Source organism: Sulfitobacter sp. M05 (genome assembly GCF_029285175.1).
Classification (GTDB): domain Bacteria; phylum Pseudomonadota; class Alphaproteobacteria; order Rhodobacterales; family Rhodobacteraceae; genus Sulfitobacter.
Map to the genome: position 1 here is coordinate 36,284 of NZ_JABEDH010000008.1, position 19,391 is coordinate 55,674.

Genomic DNA, 19,391 nt, shown 5'->3' on the forward strand with positions numbered 1-19,391 from the left:
AGACTTTGGTCTTACACATTAAGTCCAATGGAACAGCTGCCCTCCCCTGCTTAGGCTCGACTGAAGCTAGGGAGGAAATTCAGTGAAATTAAGCGATAGCCGCGAGATCAACGCCGATGCTGCGACGGTTTGGGCTGGATTGCTCGATCCGGAAGTTCTGCGCGCCTGTGTGCCGGGCTGTACCGAGATGAGTGGGTCCCCCGACGAGGGCTTCGAAGCAACCGTCGTGCAGAAAGTTGGCCCCGTCAAAGCAACCTTTAAAGGCGCTGTACAACTCACCGACATGCAGCCCCCGAGCAGCCTGACGATCTCGGGCGAGGGCAAAGGCGGTGCCGCAGGTTTTGCAAAGGGCGGGGCAGATGTCCGTCTTGAGCCGCAAGGCGAAACCACGATTTTACACTACGACGTCGAGGCCAAGGTGGGCGGCAAGCTGGCACAGCTGGGCAGCCGTATCATCGACGGATTTGCCAAAAAAATGGCCGATCAGTTTTTCGAAAATTTTTCAGATGCTGTCGGGGCACCGGATGCGGATGACGACAACGCCGTCGAACAGGGCAATGAAGAGACACCCAAGAAAAAGGGCTGGTTCAAAAAGCTGGTCAGCTGAGAACCTTGCGCCAAAAAAGGACGATCCAAGGGAGGATTACGATGACGAAAGTGACAATGACCATCAATGGCAAATCCGTTGCGGGCGAGATAGAGGGCAACACCCTGTTGTCGGCGTTTCTGCGCGATGATCAACGATTGACGGGGACCCATGTGGGATGTGACACCTCGCAATGCGGGGCCTGTGTGGTGCATGTGAATGGCCGTCCGGTTAAGTCCTGCACAATGTTCGCCGCCGAAGCCGAAGGCGCGCAGGTCTCGACAATCGAGGGGCAGGCGAATGCGGACGGGTCACTGAACGTGATCCAACAGGCGTTTCAGGATCACCACGGTTTGCAATGTGGTTTCTGTACTCCCGGGATGGTGATGACCACCGCTGCCTTGTTGAAAGACAACCCCAAACCGACAGTTGACGAAGTGCGCGAACACCTTGAGGGCAATATCTGTCGCTGCACCGGATATCACAACATCGTCAAAGCGATCATGGCCGCGTCCGGACAGGATGTCTCTGCCATCGCTGCTGAATAACGAACATAAAGGGAGGACAGACATGCCCAAGGATGATGGAATTGGTGCCGCAACCGTGCGCCGCGAAGATGTCCGGTTTTTGACAGGTGCCGGCCAGTACACAGACGATATCAAGGCTTACGGCGAAACGGCAGCGGTGTTTGCCCGTTCGACGGTCGCCAATGGTATAATCAAAAGCATCGACACAACAGCCGCCGCAGCCATGCCGGGCGTATTGGCGATTTTCACCGGAGAGGACTTTGTCGAGGTCGGAGGCAACCCCGCCGGCTGGCTGATCAACTCGCGCGACGGCACGCCGATGCACGAACCCAAGCGGCCCGTTCTGGCCCATGGCAAAGTGCGTCATGTAGGCGACGCCTATGCCGCAGTGATTGCCGAAACCGTCGAGCAGGCCAAAAATGCGGCCGAAGCCATCGAGGCCGACATTGAGGAACTGGAGGCCATCGTAAACATGAAGGATGCGCTGGCCGGGTCCAACTTTGTGCATGATGAAATCGGCACGAACCAGTGTTTTGACTGGGGTTGGATTGAAGACAACCGCGAAGCGACAGACGCCGCCATCAAGGGCGCACATCACGTAACGACGCTGGAACTGGTGAACAACCGTCTTGTACCCAACGCAATGGAGCCACGCAGTTCACGGGCGGAATACAGGGCGGCAAACGACGAATACGTGCTGCACACCACCTCGCAGAACCCGCATCTGACGCGCCTGTTGATCAGCGCTTTTGTGCTGGGCATTCCTGAAAACAAGCTAACGGTTATTGCCCCTGATGTGGGCGGCGGGTTTGGGTCGAAAATCTATCACTACGGCGAAGAGGCGCTTGTTCTGGCAGCGGCCAAAAAGCTGGGTCGCCCGGTGACGTGGACCGCGGATCGTAGTGAGGCCTTTCTGACAGATGCCCATGGCCGCGACCACGTGACCAAGATCGAGCTGGCCTTGGATGAAGATGGCAACTTCCTTGCGTTCCGCACAGAGACATTGGCCAACGTCGGCGCCTATCTGTCGAATTTTGCCACGGCGACGCCAACCTTCCTGCATGGCACATTGATGGCCGGCAACTATACCGTGCCGAATGTGTATGTGAACGTGAAAGCGGTATTTACAAACACGGCACCCGTCGACGCCTACCGCGGTGCCGGGCGGCCCGAAGCCACCTATTCTCTGGAACGCGTTATCGACAAGGCGGCGCGTGAAATTGGCCGTGATCCGATAGAGCTGCGGCGCCAGAACTTTATCAAAGCGGATCAGTATCCCTTCGCGTCTGCGGCAGGTCTGGAATACGACAGCGGCAACTATGACGCGCTGATGGACCAGATGGAAAAAGTCGCCGATGTGGCGGGTTTTGCGGAACGGCGCAAAGCGTCAGAGGCCAAAGGCCTGCTGCGCGGGTTCGGTGTAAACGCCTATATTGAGGCCTGCGGCATCGCGCCCTCGAACCTTGTTGGGGTTTTGGGCTCGCGTGTTGGTCTTTATGATGCTGCAACCGTGCGGGTAAATGCCACCGGCAATCTGTCGGTTATGGTTGGCGCGCACAGCCACGGGCAGGGGCACGAAACGGCTTTTCCGCAAGTGGTTGCCGAAATGCTGGGCATTGATGCCGCTGCAATCGACATTGTGCATGGTGATACCTCGAAAATCCCGTTCGGCATGGGCACCTATGGATCCCGGTCACTTGCGGTTTGTGGCTCGGCGGTGGTGCGTGCAACAGAAAAGGTGATCAACAAGGCCAAAAAGATCGCAGCCCATATGCTGGAAGTCTCGGACGGGGACATCGAGTTCAACGACGGGCAGTTCTCTGTCGCGGGAACTGATAAATCGGTTTCCTTCGGCGACGTCGCCCTAAAGGCTTACATCCCGCACGAATTCCCGCTTGAGGACATCGAACCGGGTCTTGAGGAAACTGCATTTTACGACCCGGCCAATTTCACCTATCCCTCAGGGGCCTATTGTTGCGAGGTTGAACTGGACCCGGAAACCGGCAAGGTTACCGTTGAAAGCATGACCGCCGTGGATGATTTCGGTAATGTTATCAATCCGATGATCGTGACCGGACAGGTGCATGGCGGTCTGGGGCAGGGCATCGGTCAAGCCTTGCTTGAGAACACAACCTATGACGAGAACGGCCAGCTACTCAGCGCGTCATACATGGACTATGCGATGCCACGTGCGGATGATGTGCCGTTTTACACGGTCGATCACTCGCAAGGAAATGCCTGCACGCATAACCCCCTTGGGGTGAAAGGCTGCGGCGAGGCGGGGGCCATCGGATCACCTCCGACAGTTGTGAATGCAGTGATCGACGCCATGCAATCAGGCGGCAAGAACGTCACCCATATCGACATGCCCGTGACCCCGCACCGTGTGTGGTCAGCAATGCAGAACGCGTAACAGGAACAAGCAACATGTATACATTTGACATAGAGCGCCCCGCAACAATCGCAGAGGCGGTCAACGCATTGGGCGGAGAGACGATGCCACTAAGCGGTGGGCAGACCCTGATCCCGACCCTCAAGGCGCGGCTGGCCAGCCCTGACAAACTGGTCTCGCTTGCGGGCGTGTCCGAAATGCAAGGCATTTCCTTGGACGGCGGCATATTAACCATCGGCGGTACCACTGTCCATGCGGATGTCGCGACCAACGGCAGCTATCCTGCATTGTCACAACTGGCTGCCAATATCGGGGACCCGGCGGTCCGCAATCGAGGCACGATCGGCGGTTCCATCGCCAACAATGATCCGGCAGCATGTTACCCAGCGGCGGCGCTGGCTTCCGGCGCGACCATTGTCACGAATACCCGTGAAATTGCGGCGGATGATTATTTTCTCGGGATGTTCGACACCGCCCTAGAAGAAGGCGAAATCGTCACCGCCGTCAAATTTCCAATCCCTGAAAAGGCAAATTATCAAAAGTTTGTACAGCCCGCGTCGCGCTTTGCGCTGGTTGGGGTGTTTGTCGCCAAGACCAGTGACGGCGTGCGGGTGGCCGTGACCGGTGCCTCTAACGAAGGGGTGCATCGTTGGAATGCCGCCGAAGATGCCCTGGCCGCCGACTTCTCCGCTGCGGCACTGGAGGGGTTAACCGTCTCTTCCGATGATATGATTTCCGATCTTCACGGATCCCCGGAATATCGGGCCCACCTGGTCAAAGTGATGACGGCCCGCGCGGTTTCTGCTGCGTCCTGAGCTTGGATCAAAGTATAAAGGCCCCGCCGGCATGGTGGGGCCTTTTGCGTGAAACGAGCCCTAAGGCAGGTTAGACCGTGCTTAGGTTGCCATCGAAATCCACAAGGGTCACGCGGGCAATGCCTGAGCGTTCTTTCATGATTTGAATTTGATCACGCGGGGCCAGCACCATCGCCGTAGACAAGCTGTCTGCGATCGTGGCCTGCGCGGCCTCGACTGACACGCTCGACCATTGCGGGCGGGCTGTCGGATGCAGGATATGGCCCTGCACTCCCAGCATTGTAGCGGTGGGGCTGGAGGTTGCGATTGCACCATCCGATAGGGTGCGGTGTCCCATGATGCCATGCGCTGGATCCGACAGGGCCAGTGTGAACGGTCCGCCTGTACCGCGATATTCGCCAATGTTCACCAGCATATCACCGAACCCACGCGCCAACAGCATATCTGCGATGCGGTCCGTGGCAAATCCTTGTGCGATGCCGTTCAGGGTCACTGCCTGAGACGGTCCAAGGGCGATCCGGTTCTCTGATATTTGCACCCTGTCCCAGCCCACCCTGGCACGTGCCGCATCAGGAGTTACCCCCTGTGACAGTGCCGCCCAAAGCGCTTGCACCGTGGGATCGAACAACCTGTCCGATACCCGATGTGCATAATCAGCGGCCTGCATCAGCGCCATGAAAGAGGCATCCGGTGCTGCAAGTGCCCCGTTGCGATTCAACATCGACAGGGCCGATGCAGGATCATAAAGACTGAACAACCGCTCCAGTTTTCCGATCAACCTGCGGGCCTCGGCCAGCACCGACTGCGCCTGCGACCTTGGGCCTTTCACGGTCAAATTCACCTGCGCGCCAAAGGCAAACCCCTGCCATGAATGGGCCTGCGCGCCTAGGGGCATCGCGGCAAAAGCAGCCGAGACGGTTAGAAATCTGCGGCGGGATAGGGTCATTCTGCGGCCATTTTCAATTTGCGTCCCTTTGCGGCAAGGATTAGCGGCACACATTGCGCCGCATCATCGTGGATCGTCACGCAATCCAGACATTGGAAACATTCGGAATACTGGATTTCTCCGGTTGGCTTGATGGCCCCATAGGCGCATTTCACCTTGCATAGTTGGCAAGGTGAGCCGCAGGCTTCCCGCCGATCAATCCACTTGCGCCCGCGCAAAAGACCGCCAATTGCCATCACGGCACCTAAAGGACAGACATAGCGACAGAACCCTTTGAACAGCACCATCGACAACAAAAGTAGTCCGACCGCATAAGCGACATAGTACCATTCACGGATAAAGAACGTGGTGATAGCAGTCTTGAAAGGTTCAACTTCGATGGCCTTGTCCAGACGGGCAGGGGCGGTGAGCAGCAGCGCAACCAATACCGCGAGCACAACGTACTTGAGCCACTTCAACCGGTCATCCCATTCCGCCGATGGTTCAATCTGGGGCAGGCGCAGCAGGCGCCCAATGTGATGGGCAAACTCTTGCAAGGCCCCAAACGGGCAAAGCCAGCCACAGAACAATCCCCTCCCCCAGAGGGCGAAACCCAGAATGGTCACACCCCAGACCACCAGTGAAAACGGATCATAGAGCAAGAACCCGTATGACCCACCCTCAAGCGCCGTGCGTGCCACTGCCAGCGGCGTGGCAATGGAAAGCTGGCCTTGTCCCCACCAGCCGATAAAGCCGATAACAAACATCAGGATCGATAACCGAATGGCGGTGAAATGCCGGTGCCCTGCGAGGCGGTTCAGGCGCAGGCCAAGCAGGGCAAGTAACCCGGCCAAAAATACACCTAGGACAATCAGGTCACCTTGCCGGTTGCGCAGGGCATCAACCCAAGGCGGCGCGGGCTTTATCGGTTCTATCCGGGTAAAGAACCGTTCAGGAGCGGCATGGGTCGTAGTCAGGTCAACAGACCCGATTTCAGGCTGAAAGGATCCATGCGCGCGCAGAGCTTTGATATGCAAGCTCCATTCCGCGGTCGGATCAAAACCCAACCGCCGATCAGTGCGCAGGATCAAAGCTGTCCCGTCGTGCAGCGCGTCGGGAAGCGCTGCGTTCAGGTCGACAAAAACATCAGAATCGCGCAGGGCAATCGGATACCCGCCCTGTTGTGCGCGGATCAAATCGGGCGAGGTATTGCGCACAAAATCTTCCGTCACCAAGCCGTGCCGTGCCGTATCAATGACCAGTATCGGCTCGTCTGTGGTAGCAATCGACATAAAGTCCTGCAACTCGTCAAAACCGGATTTGCTCAGAACCGCGGCAGCGATGGATGGCGGGCCAAGATCGACAATCCACAAATCCAGAAACCGGCCCTCGGGGTCCTCGATTGCTTGCGGATCGTCACCCTCCCAAAGGGTGCCGGCAAATGCCGCTTCGATCTCGCGGTTCGACACCTGTTTGCGGGTGACGATGCCTTGGGCGACCAGCTGTTCCCATGTTAACGTTTCCACGTGATCTGGATTCGGGAATGCCGGAGGACCGGTAGAGATGCCGTTCATCTTTTCACGCACCACCTTTAATGTCGCGGCAAGGATGCTTTCATGGGCGATGCGTACCGATGCTGTCCCTTTGGTCACCCCGTCCAGATAAACCAGCGCCGAGCCTTCGCTACCGCCACCATAAGGTGACCCCACGACCAGAGTTTCGGAAATGGAGTGGCCACGATATTGTTTGAAGAAGTCGTAAAACAGCTTTTCCGGCAGGCCGGAAACAAAGATTGGTTCATTGTGGGAAATCAGTTGTACGTCAAGGAACCGGCCATCCAGATCAAGCACAACCAACATGTTGATTGCCGCTCCTGAAAACCCGGGCAGGGGTGCCATCGGTTCTGTCTCAAACACATAGCCGGCTTGGGCACCGCCAGAATTTAATAATTCCCAGACACCTTGATCGTTCAGCGCCTCGCCCAGTGACATGGGCGGTGCGATGTAGGGCTCAAGGGCCTCACGCGGCAAGGGCTCTGCTACGATAGCGCAGACCGTGAGCATCCAGAACAGGAGCCCAAGTAGACTCGCGCGGAAGGGCGTGTTGTCATCCATAGGCAAAACCGTAGTCGCCACAGTGCCCCGGCAATATTCGACCAAGGTCTGAGATGACCAACCTGTGGGACGTATAAGGTTCGGCTTGGCGCCGGGTGCCCCTACATTTGATCGGGCAGGAACAACACCAGAGCAGGAAAGGCCAGAAGCAACAACAGGCGCAGGATGTCGACCACCCAAAACGGTGTTACCCCGCGAAAGATTGTACCTGTCGACACATCCCCAACCACACCTTTCAGGACAAAGACGTTCAATCCGACAGGGGGGGTGATCAGACTGATTTCTGTAACCACAACAACAATGATCCCGAACCAAACCGGGTCAAATCCCAGGCTTGTTACCAATGGGAAAAAGATCGGAACTGTTAACAGAAGCATCGACATGCTTTCGAAGATGCACCCCAACAGGATGTAGATCAGAAGAATAAGAGCCATCACCACCCACGGTCCCAGATCCAGCGATGTAACCAGCGCCAACAATCCCTCCGGCAAGCCGGCAAGGTTCACGAAGTTCGAAAAAATCCAGGCACCGATCAGCACTGCAAACAATGAGGCGCTGGTCAAGGTCGTCTCTTCAAGCACCTCGCGCAGGTCCCGCCAGCTTAGGCCGCCACGGGCAAGGGCAATTATAAACGCCCCCATTGCCCCCATGCCCGCCGCTTCGGTTGGCGAAAAGGCAAGGTGGATGGGCCAGAAATCAAGTGCGCCATAAAGACCGCCAATAACCAATGCAAAAAGCGCCAGCACCGACCACACATTGTTCAACGCCCCGATCCGTTCGCGCCAAGTCGCACGTGGGCCGGCAGGCCCCGCATCGGGGTTTAGGGCAACAGAGAAACGCACCGCGGCCAGATAGAACAGAATACCCAAAAACCCCGGAATGATACCGGCGATAAACAACGCCCCGATAGAGGTTTCCGTGAGCAGCCCATAGATCACAAGGATCACCGATGGCGGGATCAAGATGCCCAATGTGCCCCCCGCCGCAATCGACGCGGTAGAAAGTGAATCGGCATAGCCGAATTTGCGCATTTCAGGCATCGCCACTTTGGACATAGTGGCCGCAGTGGCCAGTGATGACCCGCAGATCGCCGCAAACCCACCACAAGCTACGATCGTGGCCATGGCCAGCCCGCCACGGAAATGGCCGAGAAACGCGTTGGACACCTGATAGAGTTCGCGGCTGATGCCGCCTTTGTTCACGAACAATCCCATCAGGATAAACAAGGGGATCACGGACAGGCCATAGTCTTGGCTGGTATCAATGATCAGCCGCGACACCATGGAGATCGATGCACGGTAACTGGTCTCATAGACCAACCCGACCATACCGACCAAGCCCATGGCAAAAGCAATCGGGATGCGAAACAGGACAAGCAAAAAAACGGCGGTAAATCCGACAGCAGAAGCAATCATTCGGCGGTCTCCAGAAGATGGGGCGCAAGCAGGTGGAGCAGCCCTCGCAAGATAAGAACAACAGCGGTCAGGAAAGTCATCGCGGCGATGAACATCGCAATATAAAACGTCGGAATCTCAAGATATTCCGTCTGGTCGCCATAGCTGCGCGCGCGAAAGGCCAGATCGACAACGCGGCTCGCAGGAGCCCACAGCATAACCCCACAGGCAAGTGCGACCAGACCGTCACGCCATCGCTGTAGGTTTAGCCGGGCAAACGGGCCATCCAGAAGGTCCACTGCGATATGCTGAGAACGCCATGACAGAATGGGCAAGGCCGAAAATACAATCAGCGCAATCCCTATGCGGATCAATTCCGTCGCCGCTTCAATCGGTGCGTTGAACACAGACCGCATGACGACATCTGCAAATGTCAGCACCATGAGGGCAAACAAGGCAAGGGATGCCATCATCATCGGTATGACGGATAGTTTTTGGAACAATTGGGCAAGACGGCGCATGACAACTCCGGACTGGCAGACCACAACCGGTGGTCTGCCAAGGTTTCGTTATTATTCGCTGGCCTTAGCCATCTCTGCGCGCATCATCTCGTATGCGGCCTGACCGTCGATGCCGGAATCAGTGAGTTCCGCAATGACCTTTTCGCGGACACGGGCGGCCATCTCGGCGAACCGTTCCTGATCTTCGGCGCTGGCGGTCACAATCTTGTTGTCGCTGGCCGCTTCAGTTGCGCTTCGCGCGGTGACATCGCTTTGATCCCATACCGCACCCATCATACGGCTGGCCGGCTCGCCGAACACCTTTTCATCAAGTGCCTTTTGCACATCCATTGGCAGGCTGTCGAATGTCTCTTGGCTGAGAATGACGGAGAAAGACCCACGGTAAAAACCGCCGGGCATCTCGTAGACGTTCTTGGCCACTTCGTTCAGTTTAAAACTGATCCGTTCGCCCATATTCATCGCCACAGCATCAGCGGCACCTGAATCAAGCGTCTCGTATACTTTCGGTGCAGGAACCTGAATCCCGACCAAGCCCAGCTCGGCCCCCACATCCGCAGAGACACCCCCGCCCAGACGGGTTTTCAAACCGCTGAGGTCATCCAGTGTCGCAACTTCCTTGTTCGAGTGGATCTGTCCCGGCCCATGGGTGGTAAGCGCAATCACCTTTACGCCGCGGTGTTCATCCAGCTGTGCCAGCATCGCGTCATGCACACGCCAGTGGGCGACCGAAGCCGCTTCAGCGTTGCCTTCATACCCCGGAACTTCGACCAACTTGGTCCCGACAAAACGACCGGGCGTGTATCCGTGGAACAGGATCGCAATATCAGCGGCCCCATCTAAAACCAGATCCATCTGGGCCGGAGGCGGTGCAAGACCGTTTTTCAATTCGGTGATGATCTGGCCGTTGGTGGCCTCTGACATCATTTCAGACAGCTGGGTGAACATCCCGGTGTTGACCGGATGGGTTGGCGGCAGCCAGGTGGAAATCGTTAGGGTGTCGGCCGCAAACGCGCCCGTGGCAGTACAAAAGGCTACGGCTGTGGTGGCCAGAAAATTAGTGAATTTAGTCATTTAGCTTCCTCCCGTTTTATGTGCAGCAGGATTGGTTCCGAAAATAATCGGTCCAACCTCAATGTATATGCATTTTCATATATTCACATTTGGAACGTTATGGAAACTCTTTTTTCCCGTTTTCCTCCAGTGCAGCGAGAAGTGATTTCAGCGCCGGCTTCAGGGTGGCCCCTTCATTGGTTCTCAAAAGCTCCAACAAAGATGCTTCATGCTGGCGCGCCATCGGCACCAACACTGACACAACTTCGCGGCCTTTTTCGGTTAGAAAAACACGCACCCGGCGGCCATCTTTTGGATCGCTGCGCCGGATAACAAGATCGCGATCCTCCATTTGGATAATGATGCGAGTCAGCCGCGATTGTTCGGCCAGAGCGACGCGGGCCAACTGTGTTATCATGGTTCCATCGCGGTCAGAAAGACACGCCAATACGCGCCATTCCGGCACCCGAAGGCCCGCTTTTCGGACCTGAGCATGAAATTGCGCACTGGCCGATTCGCTCGCGGCAGCAAGCAAATACAACAGGTAGTCCGGGACAAATTCATCTGCCGCGCCGTGATCGTTTTCGGTTTCCGAAACTTGTCGTGACACGGCGATTACCCTTCTGAATAGCCCCGGCAACAGGTGCCGGCGGCCCCTAAATGAAGCGGTTGTAATCCGATGGCAAGAAAACCCTTGACCTAAAATATATGATTTTTCATATTATTTGGAGCGGGGGGAGAACATTCATGCCAAAACTCGAAGGTACTGTACTTAAGGTAACAAAGTTGACTGATCGCATCAGCGAGTTTTGCATCGGCCAACGCGATGGCACAGCCTTGCCAGGCTTTACGGCAGGCGCACATGTGTCCTTTGATCTGCCGGACGGCGACACGCGGGCTTATTCGATGATCGCCTTTGAACCGATCACACCAAACCCCACTGAATACCGTATCGCGGTTCAGCACGAGCCTGAAGGCAAGGGCGGATCAACGCATATGCACGGGCTGACCGCGGGAACACCAATTTCATTCGCCGCGCCAAAAAATGATTTCCCGCTGCATGATGGTGCCCCCGCTGTTTTGCTGGCAGGGGGCATCGGGATTACGCCGATGATATCCATGGCCACCACGTTGCGCGCCGCGGGGCAGCATTTTGAATTTCACTACTCTGGCCGCTCTGCTGGGGTGATGGCCTATGTCGAGACGTTGCAAGAGAATTTTGGCGATGTGTTCCACCTGCATTGCGATGATGATCCGTCCAGCGCGCTGAACCTTGACGCCCTTATCACCGAGATTGATGTCGCGGCCCATCTCTATGTTTGTGGCCCCAAGGGACTTATTGATGCCTGTCGCACCAAGGCCGAAGCGGCGGGTATCGACAACGCGCGCATACATTTTGAACTTTTTGACGCCCCCGAAGCGCAGGACGGCGATGCCCCCTTCGAGGTCGAGATCAACTCGGGTGAAGTCTTTACGGTTGGTGCCGACCAATCCATCGTTGAGGCGCTCGAAAAAGGCGGCGTTGACGTGATGTACGATTGCCAGCGCGGCGATTGTGGCATCTGCCAATGCGATGTCATCAGCGGCACCCCCGATCACCGGGACGTCGTCCTGTCCGAAGACGAACGCGCAGCGGGCAAGGTCATGCAGATTTGTGTCAGCCGGTCAAAATCACCACGCCTTGTGTTGGATATATAAAGGATTAACGACATGGGAACCTATACCGACAATCCAGCCGCACTTGCCGCATTGGTCGAACCACATCAGGTTCACCGCGACATCTATACCAGTCAGGAAGTCTACTTGCAGGAAATGAAACACCTGTTTGCCAACGCGTGGATTTTTGTGGGGCACGAAAGCCAGACACCGAACAAGGGGGATTATTTCAGCACACAGATCGGCAACCAGCCGGTTATTCAGGTTCGCCATTCAACCGGTGATATCCATGTGTTGCTGAACCGCTGTCCGCATAAGGGCACAAAGATTGTCATCGACCGTCAGGGCAATACCGGCAAGTTTTTCCGCTGCCCTTACCACGCATGGTCTTTCAAGACCGATGGCTGTCTTTTGGCGATCCCGTTGAAAAAGGGATATCAGGATACCGGTCTGGAAAAGACCCAGAGCGGCAACGGTATGAAAGCGGTAGGGGATGTAAGGAATTACCGCGGATTCATTTTTGCCCGTCTCGCCGAAGAGGGTATCAGCTTTGAAGATTATTTTGGCGAAAGCCTGACATCGCTTGATAACATGGTCGACCGGTCACCGGCTGGCCGGCTGGAGGTTGTGGGGCCACCTCTGCGATACCTTCACCATTGCAATTGGAAAATGCTGGTCGAGAACCAGACCGACACCTGTCATCCGATGGTTGCCCATGAATCAAGTGCCGGGACCGCGGTCAAGCTTTACGAAGAACTGGGCCTGCCGGAAGACGCCCCCAAACCGGCCGCGATGGAGATTATTGCCCCCTTCATGTCGGCCTATGAGTTCTTTGAGGACATGGGCATTCGCACCTGGCCCAACGGGCACGGGCATACCGGCGTTTCGCATTCGATCCATTCCGACTACTCCGAAATTCCGGGGTATCTGGAGGCGATGACTGAAAGCTATGGTGCGGAAAAGGCTAAGGCAATTTTGGCCGACAACCGGCACAACACCGTCTATTTCCCAAACATCATGATCAAAGGGCCGATCCAGCAGCTGCGGGTCTTCATCCCCTTGGCTGCCGACAAGACCATTGTAGAAAGCTATATCTACCGGTTGGTTGATGCGCCTGATGAGCTGACGGCGCGCACGGCGATGTACAACCGGATGATCAACGCACCGACGTCAATTGTCGGACATGACGATCTGGAAATGTATGAGCGCGCGCAAGAGGGGCTGATGGTTGATGGCCTTGAATGGGTCAACATCCAGCGCCTGATCGAAGAGGATGAGGATTTCGAGACAGAGGCAATAGAGAACGGCACCACAGAACGTCAGATGCGCAACCAATTTCACGCATGGGTCAAGTTCATGACCATCGCAATGGATGAAAAGGAGGCCGCTGAATGACTGTCACCCGCGATACGTTGATTGATTTCATCTACGATGAAGCCCGTATGCTTGATGAAGGGAACTATACCGACTGGCTGAACCTTTGGCTGCCGGACGGGCATTATTGGATGCCATTGGATTACAAACAATCCGATCCCATCAACCAAACGTCGCTGATGTATGAAGACATGTTCATGCTGAAGCTGCGTGTGGAACGCCTGAACGGTGCGCGCACCTTCAGCCAAAAGCCCAAAAGCCGCTGTCACCACGTGTTACAACGACCATTCGTCGATGAAATGGAGGAGACACGTTTTGTCACCACGACCTTCATGCACTACGTCGAAACGCGTCTGGATGAACAGCAACTGCTTGCCATTACAGCACGGCATGATCTGGCCCTGGTTGACGGTGCTTTGCGGATCGCAAACAAACGGGTGGATATCGTGAACTGCGATGCTGCTTTTCGCAACATCCAGTTGCTGCCATGAATATGCCTGACCTCCCTTCGGTTTTCGCAGCATTCCGCGATACGGCCACGCATTTCCCTGATCGGGCGTTCCTGAACGTTTTGCCGGAAACCGCCGCGATTTATGACATCAAGGCGGGCGAGATAAGCTATGCCGAGGCGCAAACTGAAGTGACCCGCTTGCGCATAGCACTCGACAACGCAGGATACCGCGACGGACAGCGCGTCATGATGTTGATGGAGAACCGGCCGTCCTTCTTTCTGTGGTGGCTTGCACTGAACGAATTGGGCTTGTCAGTTGTGCCCGTTAACCCAGACCTGCGCCTGACCGAGCTAAGCTATATGATCGGCCACGCAGAGCCGGTTCTGGCTGTCGCACTGCCTGGTCGGTGCGATGATTTGCGCAACGCGGCAAAGGCTGTGGATTGCGCAATGCCAGTGGTCACGCCCACCGATGCCCTGCCACCACCCGCGACGCCGGACAGGATCACCACAGGCAGCGGCGCTGATGCCGAGGCCGCACTACTCTATACCTCTGGGACAACAGGTGATCCAAAAGGCTGCATCCTGACCAACACCTATTTTCTGGAGGCCGGCGCGTGGTATGCGGGAACCGGCGGGCTGTGCGCCCTACGCGATGACGGTGAGCGGATGATTACGCCTCTGCCGATTTTCCACATGAACGCCATGGCCTACTCCTTTATGGCAATGATCGCCACAGGCGGCTGTTTGACGGTATTGGATCGTTTTCACCCGCGCAGCTGGTGGGCCTCTGTCCGTGCATCTCAGGCAACCTGCCTACACTACCTTGGCGTCATGCCGTCGATGCTAATGGGAGCCGATCCGTCACCTGACGACAAAGAGCATAACGTGCGTTTCGGTTTCGGGGCGGGTGTTGATCCGAAACTACACAGTGCTTTCGAAGATCGGTTTGGCTTCCCATTGGTCGAAGCATGGGCGATGACCGAAACCGGTGCAGGGGCCGTGATCTGCGCCAATCGCGAACCACGTCTCATCGGCAAAAGCTGCCTCGGTACGGTCGAGGCTCGTCTGGAAGCGCGTCTGATTGACGAAAACGGGGCCTTGGCAGATCAAGGCGAGTTGCAAGTGCGCCGTGCAGGCAGTGACCCGCGCCGGGGGTTCTTTTCCGGATATTTCAAAAACACCCCCGCAACAGACGAAGCATGGCAGGGCGGCTGGTTTCATACCGGTGATATCGTCCGGCGTGATGCCGACGGGATGATGTATTTTGTTGATCGCAAAAAGAACGTGATCCGCAGGTCGGGCGAAAACATCGCCGCAGTCGAAGTTGAATCAACCCTGATGCGCCATCCGGCGATTGCAAACGCCGCCGTGGCTGCCGTGCCGGATGCCGTGCGCGGAGACGAGGTGCTTGCCTGTATTGTCTTGAAACCAGCCACCACAGACAAGGCCAATCTGGCCCGCGAAATCACCGAATGGTGCCTGACCCAACTGGCTTATTACAAGGCACCCGGGTTCATTGCCTTTGTCGACGCCTTGCCCCTGACGGCGACACATAAATTGCAACGGGCGGCCTTGAAAACACTGGCGAACACACTGGTTTCCAACCCCGATACCATCGACACCCGCCCCCTCAAGAAACGGAACGCTGCATGAAAAGGCAAACCTATGATGGTGTTGTTCTCGCGGCACCGGTTTCTGTTCCCTATGTCCGTTACAGCATGGAAACCGCGCATTGGTGGATCGCACGGGCCTTGCGCGACACACTCAATACTGCCGGCATCGCCCCGCAGGACCTTGACGGGCTGTCGATCTCCAGCTTCTCGTTGTTTCCAGACACACCCGTCGGATTGACCCAGCATCTGGGACTGAGCCCGCGCTGGCTGGACACTGTGCCAACGGGGGGGGCCAGCGGTGTAATCGCGCTGCGCCGCGCCGCGCGCGCGGTTCAGGCGGGGGATGTGGATGTCGTCGCCTGCGTCGCCGGGGATACCAACCGGATCGATAGCTTCCGCACCCTGCTCAGCGGGTTTTCACGCTTTTCGATGGATGCCACGTTTCCTTACGGGTTTGGCGGGCCAAACGCCAGCTTTGCCCTCCTTATGGACGCCTATATGGAAGAATATGGCACCTCCCGCGAAGACTTTGGCCGCATTGCCGTCGCGCAGCGCGCCAATGCGCTGCACAATCCCGATGCCTTGATGAAAACGCCGCTGACCCTTGATCAGTATATGGATGCGCGGATGATATCCGATCCGATCGCCCTTTTTGATTGTGTGATGCCCTGCGCGGGGTCCGAGGCATTTCTGGTCATGCGCGAAGATGACGCACTGCGCCGCGGCCTGCCGTTTGCCCGAATCTCGGGCACCATCGAACGGCACAATGCCTTTGCCGACGACCCAATCCAGCTGTGTGGTGGCTGGGGGGTCGACATCGACGAACTTTATCAGATGGCCGATGCCAGCCCCGAAGATATTGATGTGCTTCAGACCTATGACGACTATCCGGTGATTTCGATGATGCAATTCGAGGACCTTGGGTTTTGCGCCAAAGGCGAAGGGGGCGCATTTGTACGCAGCCGTGATCTGACCATATCCGGAGATTTCCCGCACAACACGTCAGGAGGGCAGCTGTCCGTCGGACAAGCGGGGGCGGCAGGTGGCTATCTGGGTTTGGTAGAGGCGCTGCGTCAGGTAACCGATCAGGCCGGCGGCACACAGGTTCCTCATGCACGCTGTGCGATGGTCTCCGGATTTGGCATGATCAATTATGATCGCGGCGTCTGTTCTGCTGCTGCCATCATTCAGGGGGCATGCACATGACAAAACCGTTGCCAACACCAGTAAAAAAGAACCCACAAAAACGCAGTACCGTTCCAACATTGCCACCGGTGGCACGCTCGCGTGCGGCGCTAGGGCTGGCGGTCGCGGCGGCGCGCGGTGCTTTTGCACTTCAGCACTGCGAGGATTGCGGCGCGGTGCAATATCCGCCGCGCGACGCCTGCTGCAAATGCCTTTCTGTTGCGCTGGATTGGCGTGAAACCGATCCGACAGCAAAGGTGCTGGCGCAAACCACCATCCGTGTCTCCCCCGACCCCTATTTCCGTGAACGCCTTCCGTGGCGCATGGGGTCGGTCAAGCTGGCGGCGGGGCCGGTGGTTGTCTGCCATTTGCATAGCGAGGTCGTCCGGGGTGACACCGCGGAGATAGTTTTGAAACTGGATAAGGCGGGGCAGGGAGTGATGGTTGCCCTTCCACAGAAAGGAAGTGAACATATGCAGGATGATCCAATGTTACGCGCGATGTCCTGTGATCCGCGTCATCGCCGCGTGCTGATCACCGATGCGCGATCCCCGCTTGCCCTGCCGCTGGCCAAAGCGCTGTTAGGTGCTGGTGCCACCACTATCTTTATTGGCGAGCCAGAAGACTGGCGGAACTGGGAAGGGCGCGCGGCATTGGCGGCGCTGGAGAATGTGGATTTGTTGCCCCTGGATGTGACGGATACGTCATCGGTCACGCGGTTGGCGGCCGAGATCGGCGGTAAAGTTGATATCCTGATCAACACCGCAAGCTTCCTGCGTCCCGGCGGCGTACTGGGGGGCGATACGGTTTTCGCCCGTGACAGTATGGAAACCAATGTCCTTGGCCTGATGCGGCTAGCGCAGGCCTTCGGTCCTGCCATGGCGGGGCGCACCGCGGATGGCGTCAATTCGGCGGCGGCATGGGTGAACCTGCTGTCATCGCAGGCCTTGGCACCGGATACCTCTTTTGGAACATTCGGGGCCACGCAGGCCGCTGCCCGCTCTCTCAGCCAAACACTGCGCGCGGAATTCAGCAAGGCGGGCTTGCGGGTCATGAACGTCTATTCCGGTCCGGCGGACGATGAATGGCATCAACCACTTCCGCCACCAAAGGTGTCGCCCAGTTCTGTTGCCCGCGCGATTGTCAAAGGACTGATTGACGGTTTGGAAGAGGTCGCTTGCGGAGATATCGCCCGCGAGGCGTTGGAACGATGGTCAGCCGATCCCGCATTGTTTGAACGGGAATTACGCGGAGGCGGCTCATGAGCAACGCAATCACAGATCTGGTCAGCGCATTGGCAGACGGACAAGCCCGCATAGTTGATTTGACCCACACACTCGATCCGGATTTTCCGGTCATCATTCTGCCGCCTGAATTCGGCCAATGCGCCCGTTTCCGGATGGAGGAAGTATCGGCCTATGATCACCGGGGCCCAGCGTGGAAATGGCACAACCTTACCCTGAACGAACATACCGGGACGCATTTTGACGCCCCAATCCATTGGGTGTCTGGCAAGGATGTGCCGAACGGCGCGGTCGATGCAATCCCACCCGAGATGTTCGTCGGACCAGTCGTTGTTATAGATTGCTCCGAAGGCGCAGCACAGGACGCTGATTTCGAACTGACGCCAGACATTATTTTGGCTTGGGAGGACGCGCATGGACGTATTCCTGCCGATGCCTGGGTCTTGATGCGCACCGATTGGTCAAAGCGGCGCGGTACCGACTATCTGAACATGCACAACGATGGGCCACATTCTCCGGGTCCGGTCCCTGCTGCAATTGAGTTGCTTCTTGAACGGGGGATACGCGGGTTTGGGACGGAAACCGTCGGCACGGATGCCGGACAGGGTGCCCATTACACACCGCCCTATCCGGCGCATTACCTGCTGCATGGGGCGGGCAAATACGGGCTGCAATGCCTGTGCAACCTCGACCAATTACCGCCGACAGGCGCAATGCTGATCGCGCCACCGCTCAAGATCAAAGGCGGCACAGGAAGCCCGCTTCGCGTATTGGCCCTGATACCGGGAGAAACCACATGACGACCTATACCGCAGTGATCACCGGGGGCAGCAAAGGGATTGGTGCCGATCTCGCCCATAGGTTGCTTGAACGTGGCTACCGTGTGGTTTCCATCGCCCGCAATACGGCCGACTGGAGCGCCGAAGGCTGTGAACATATCCAAGCCGACTTGCTGGATCCGGCCTCTGTCGCCGCAGTCGCCGCCGATATTGCGGCCCGCTACGAGGTAACCCACCTCATCCACAATGCCGGATTGATCTGGCCTAACCTGATTGAATCGGCCAAGCCCGAGGACATTACCGGACTGGCCCAGTTGCATCTTGGTTCCGCCCTTGGTCTGTTGCAGGCTTTCCTGCCTTCCATGAAGAAACACGGTTTCGGACGGGTCATGTTCAACGCGTCACGCGCGGCACTGGGTGCCCCGACCCGAACTGCCTATTCCGCCTCCAAAGCCGGTATGATCGGCATGGCACGCACATGGGCACTGGAACTTGCACCCCAGGGTATCACCGTGAATGTAGTGGCCCCCGGACCGGTGCAGACAGATAATTTCTGGGGTATCATTCCAAAAGAAAGCGAACAGGAGGCTGCTCTGGCAACCCGGATACCGGTTGGCCGCTTGGGCAAGGTCGAAGATGTCACCAATGCGTTTCTGTTTTTCTGTGCGCCAGAAAACAGCTTTGTCACCGGTCAGACATTATTCGTTTGCGGTGGCTCCAGCATCGGCACATTGACCCTTTAGCGGTAGGCGAAATTGGCGG

18 protein-coding genes are annotated in these 19,391 nt (G+C 57.0%); 12 read left to right on the forward strand and 6 right to left on the reverse strand.

The window, feature by feature from the left end; all coding sequences use genetic code 11:
* The first annotated feature begins 82 nt into the window (after nt 1-82).
* From HKX44_RS18950 to HKX44_RS18965, 4 genes are read left to right on the forward strand one after another with little or no spacing between them, the layout of a single operon-like run.
* The gene (locus HKX44_RS18950) at nt 83-607 is read left to right on the forward strand and encodes a carbon monoxide dehydrogenase subunit G (RefSeq protein WP_276152957.1); all 525 of its coding nucleotides are present in this window, start codon (nt 83-85) and stop codon (nt 605-607) included.
* 41 nt (nt 608-648) lie between these two features.
* Entirely contained in the window at nt 649-1,134 is a 486-nt protein-coding gene (locus HKX44_RS18955) for a (2Fe-2S)-binding protein (RefSeq protein WP_276152958.1), read from the forward strand.
* Nucleotides 1,135-1,156: 22 nt separating this feature from the next.
* Nucleotides 1,157-3,526, forward strand: coding sequence for a xanthine dehydrogenase family protein molybdopterin-binding subunit (locus HKX44_RS18960; protein ID WP_276152959.1), 2,370 nt, complete (start codon nt 1,157-1,159; stop codon nt 3,524-3,526).
* A 14-nt stretch (nt 3,527-3,540) separates the two neighbouring features.
* The gene (locus HKX44_RS18965) at nt 3,541-4,320 is read left to right on the forward strand and encodes a xanthine dehydrogenase family protein subunit M (RefSeq protein WP_276152960.1); all 780 of its coding nucleotides are present in this window, start codon (nt 3,541-3,543) and stop codon (nt 4,318-4,320) included.
* A gap of 70 nt (nt 4,321-4,390) precedes the next feature.
* On the opposite strand, the gene HKX44_RS18970 is transcribed toward HKX44_RS18965, so the two are convergent.
* The 6 genes from HKX44_RS18970 to HKX44_RS18995 all read right to left on the reverse strand — a co-directional run bounded on the left by HKX44_RS18970 (nt 4,391) and on the right by HKX44_RS18995 (nt 10,964).
* Nucleotides 4,391-5,266: an FAD:protein FMN transferase gene (locus HKX44_RS18970; RefSeq protein ID WP_276152961.1), complete on the reverse strand. Its 876-nt coding sequence runs from the start codon at nt 5,264-5,266 to the stop codon at nt 4,391-4,393.
* Nucleotides 5,263-7,308 carry a 4Fe-4S binding protein gene (locus HKX44_RS18975; protein ID WP_276153001.1) on the reverse strand — a complete coding sequence of 682 codons (2,046 nt, stop codon included), beginning with the start codon at nt 7,306-7,308 and terminating at the stop codon, nt 5,263-5,265. Before HKX44_RS18975 ends, HKX44_RS18970 begins: the two co-directional genes overlap by 4 nt.
* 152 nt (nt 7,309-7,460) lie before the next feature.
* Nucleotides 7,461-8,774 (reverse strand): TRAP transporter large permease, encoded by a 1,314-nt coding sequence (locus tag HKX44_RS18980; protein ID WP_276152962.1) that lies wholly within the window; start codon nt 8,772-8,774, stop codon nt 7,461-7,463.
* Nucleotides 8,771-9,274: a TRAP transporter small permease subunit gene (locus tag HKX44_RS18985; protein ID WP_276153255.1), complete on the reverse strand. Its 504-nt coding sequence runs from the start codon at nt 9,272-9,274 to the stop codon at nt 8,771-8,773. The genes HKX44_RS18980 and HKX44_RS18985 overlap by 4 nt, the downstream gene beginning before the upstream one ends.
* Nucleotides 9,275-9,325: 51 nt before the next feature.
* On the reverse strand, nt 9,326-10,345 hold the full coding sequence (locus tag HKX44_RS18990; RefSeq protein WP_276152964.1) for a TRAP transporter substrate-binding protein: 1,020 nt from the start codon (nt 10,343-10,345) through the stop codon (nt 9,326-9,328).
* A 97-nt stretch (nt 10,346-10,442) separates the two neighbouring features.
* Nucleotides 10,443-10,964 (reverse strand): MarR family transcriptional regulator, encoded by a 522-nt coding sequence (locus HKX44_RS18995; protein ID WP_276152965.1) that lies wholly within the window; start codon nt 10,962-10,964, stop codon nt 10,443-10,445.
* 107 nt (nt 10,965-11,071) lie between these two features.
* On the opposite strand from HKX44_RS18995, the gene HKX44_RS19000 reads away from it, so the two are divergent.
* Genes HKX44_RS19000 through HKX44_RS19035 form a run of 8 tightly spaced genes read left to right on the forward strand, consistent with a single transcriptional unit; the run spans nt 11,072 to nt 19,372 of the window.
* The gene (locus tag HKX44_RS19000; RefSeq protein WP_276152966.1) at nt 11,072-12,022 is read left to right on the forward strand and encodes a PDR/VanB family oxidoreductase; all 951 of its coding nucleotides are present in this window, start codon (nt 11,072-11,074) and stop codon (nt 12,020-12,022) included.
* A 12-nt stretch (nt 12,023-12,034) separates the two neighbouring features.
* On the forward strand, nt 12,035-13,375 hold the full coding sequence (locus HKX44_RS19005; protein ID WP_276152967.1) for an aromatic ring-hydroxylating dioxygenase subunit alpha: 1,341 nt from the start codon (nt 12,035-12,037) through the stop codon (nt 13,373-13,375).
* Nucleotides 13,372-13,845: an aromatic-ring-hydroxylating dioxygenase subunit beta gene (locus tag HKX44_RS19010; protein WP_276152968.1), complete on the forward strand. Its 474-nt coding sequence runs from the start codon at nt 13,372-13,374 to the stop codon at nt 13,843-13,845. Before HKX44_RS19005 ends, HKX44_RS19010 begins: the two co-directional genes overlap by 4 nt.
* Nucleotides 13,842-15,461: an AMP-binding protein gene (locus HKX44_RS19015; protein ID WP_276152969.1), complete on the forward strand. Its 1,620-nt coding sequence runs from the start codon at nt 13,842-13,844 to the stop codon at nt 15,459-15,461. Before HKX44_RS19010 ends, HKX44_RS19015 begins: the two co-directional genes overlap by 4 nt.
* The gene (locus HKX44_RS19020) at nt 15,458-16,627 is read left to right on the forward strand and encodes a thiolase family protein (protein ID WP_276152970.1); all 1,170 of its coding nucleotides are present in this window, start codon (nt 15,458-15,460) and stop codon (nt 16,625-16,627) included. The genes HKX44_RS19015 and HKX44_RS19020 overlap by 4 nt, the downstream gene beginning before the upstream one ends.
* Nucleotides 16,624-17,871 (forward strand): SDR family NAD(P)-dependent oxidoreductase, encoded by a 1,248-nt coding sequence (locus HKX44_RS19025; RefSeq protein ID WP_276152971.1) that lies wholly within the window; start codon nt 16,624-16,626, stop codon nt 17,869-17,871. Before HKX44_RS19020 ends, HKX44_RS19025 begins: the two co-directional genes overlap by 4 nt.
* A complete protein-coding gene (locus tag HKX44_RS19030; RefSeq protein ID WP_276152972.1) occupies nt 17,868-18,650 on the forward strand; it encodes a cyclase family protein in 783 nt (260 codons plus the stop codon). The genes HKX44_RS19025 and HKX44_RS19030 overlap by 4 nt, the downstream gene beginning before the upstream one ends.
* Entirely contained in the window at nt 18,647-19,372 is a 726-nt protein-coding gene (locus HKX44_RS19035) for an SDR family oxidoreductase (protein WP_276152973.1), read from the forward strand. The genes HKX44_RS19030 and HKX44_RS19035 overlap by 4 nt, the downstream gene beginning before the upstream one ends.
* Nucleotides 19,373-19,391 lie beyond the last annotated feature (19 nt).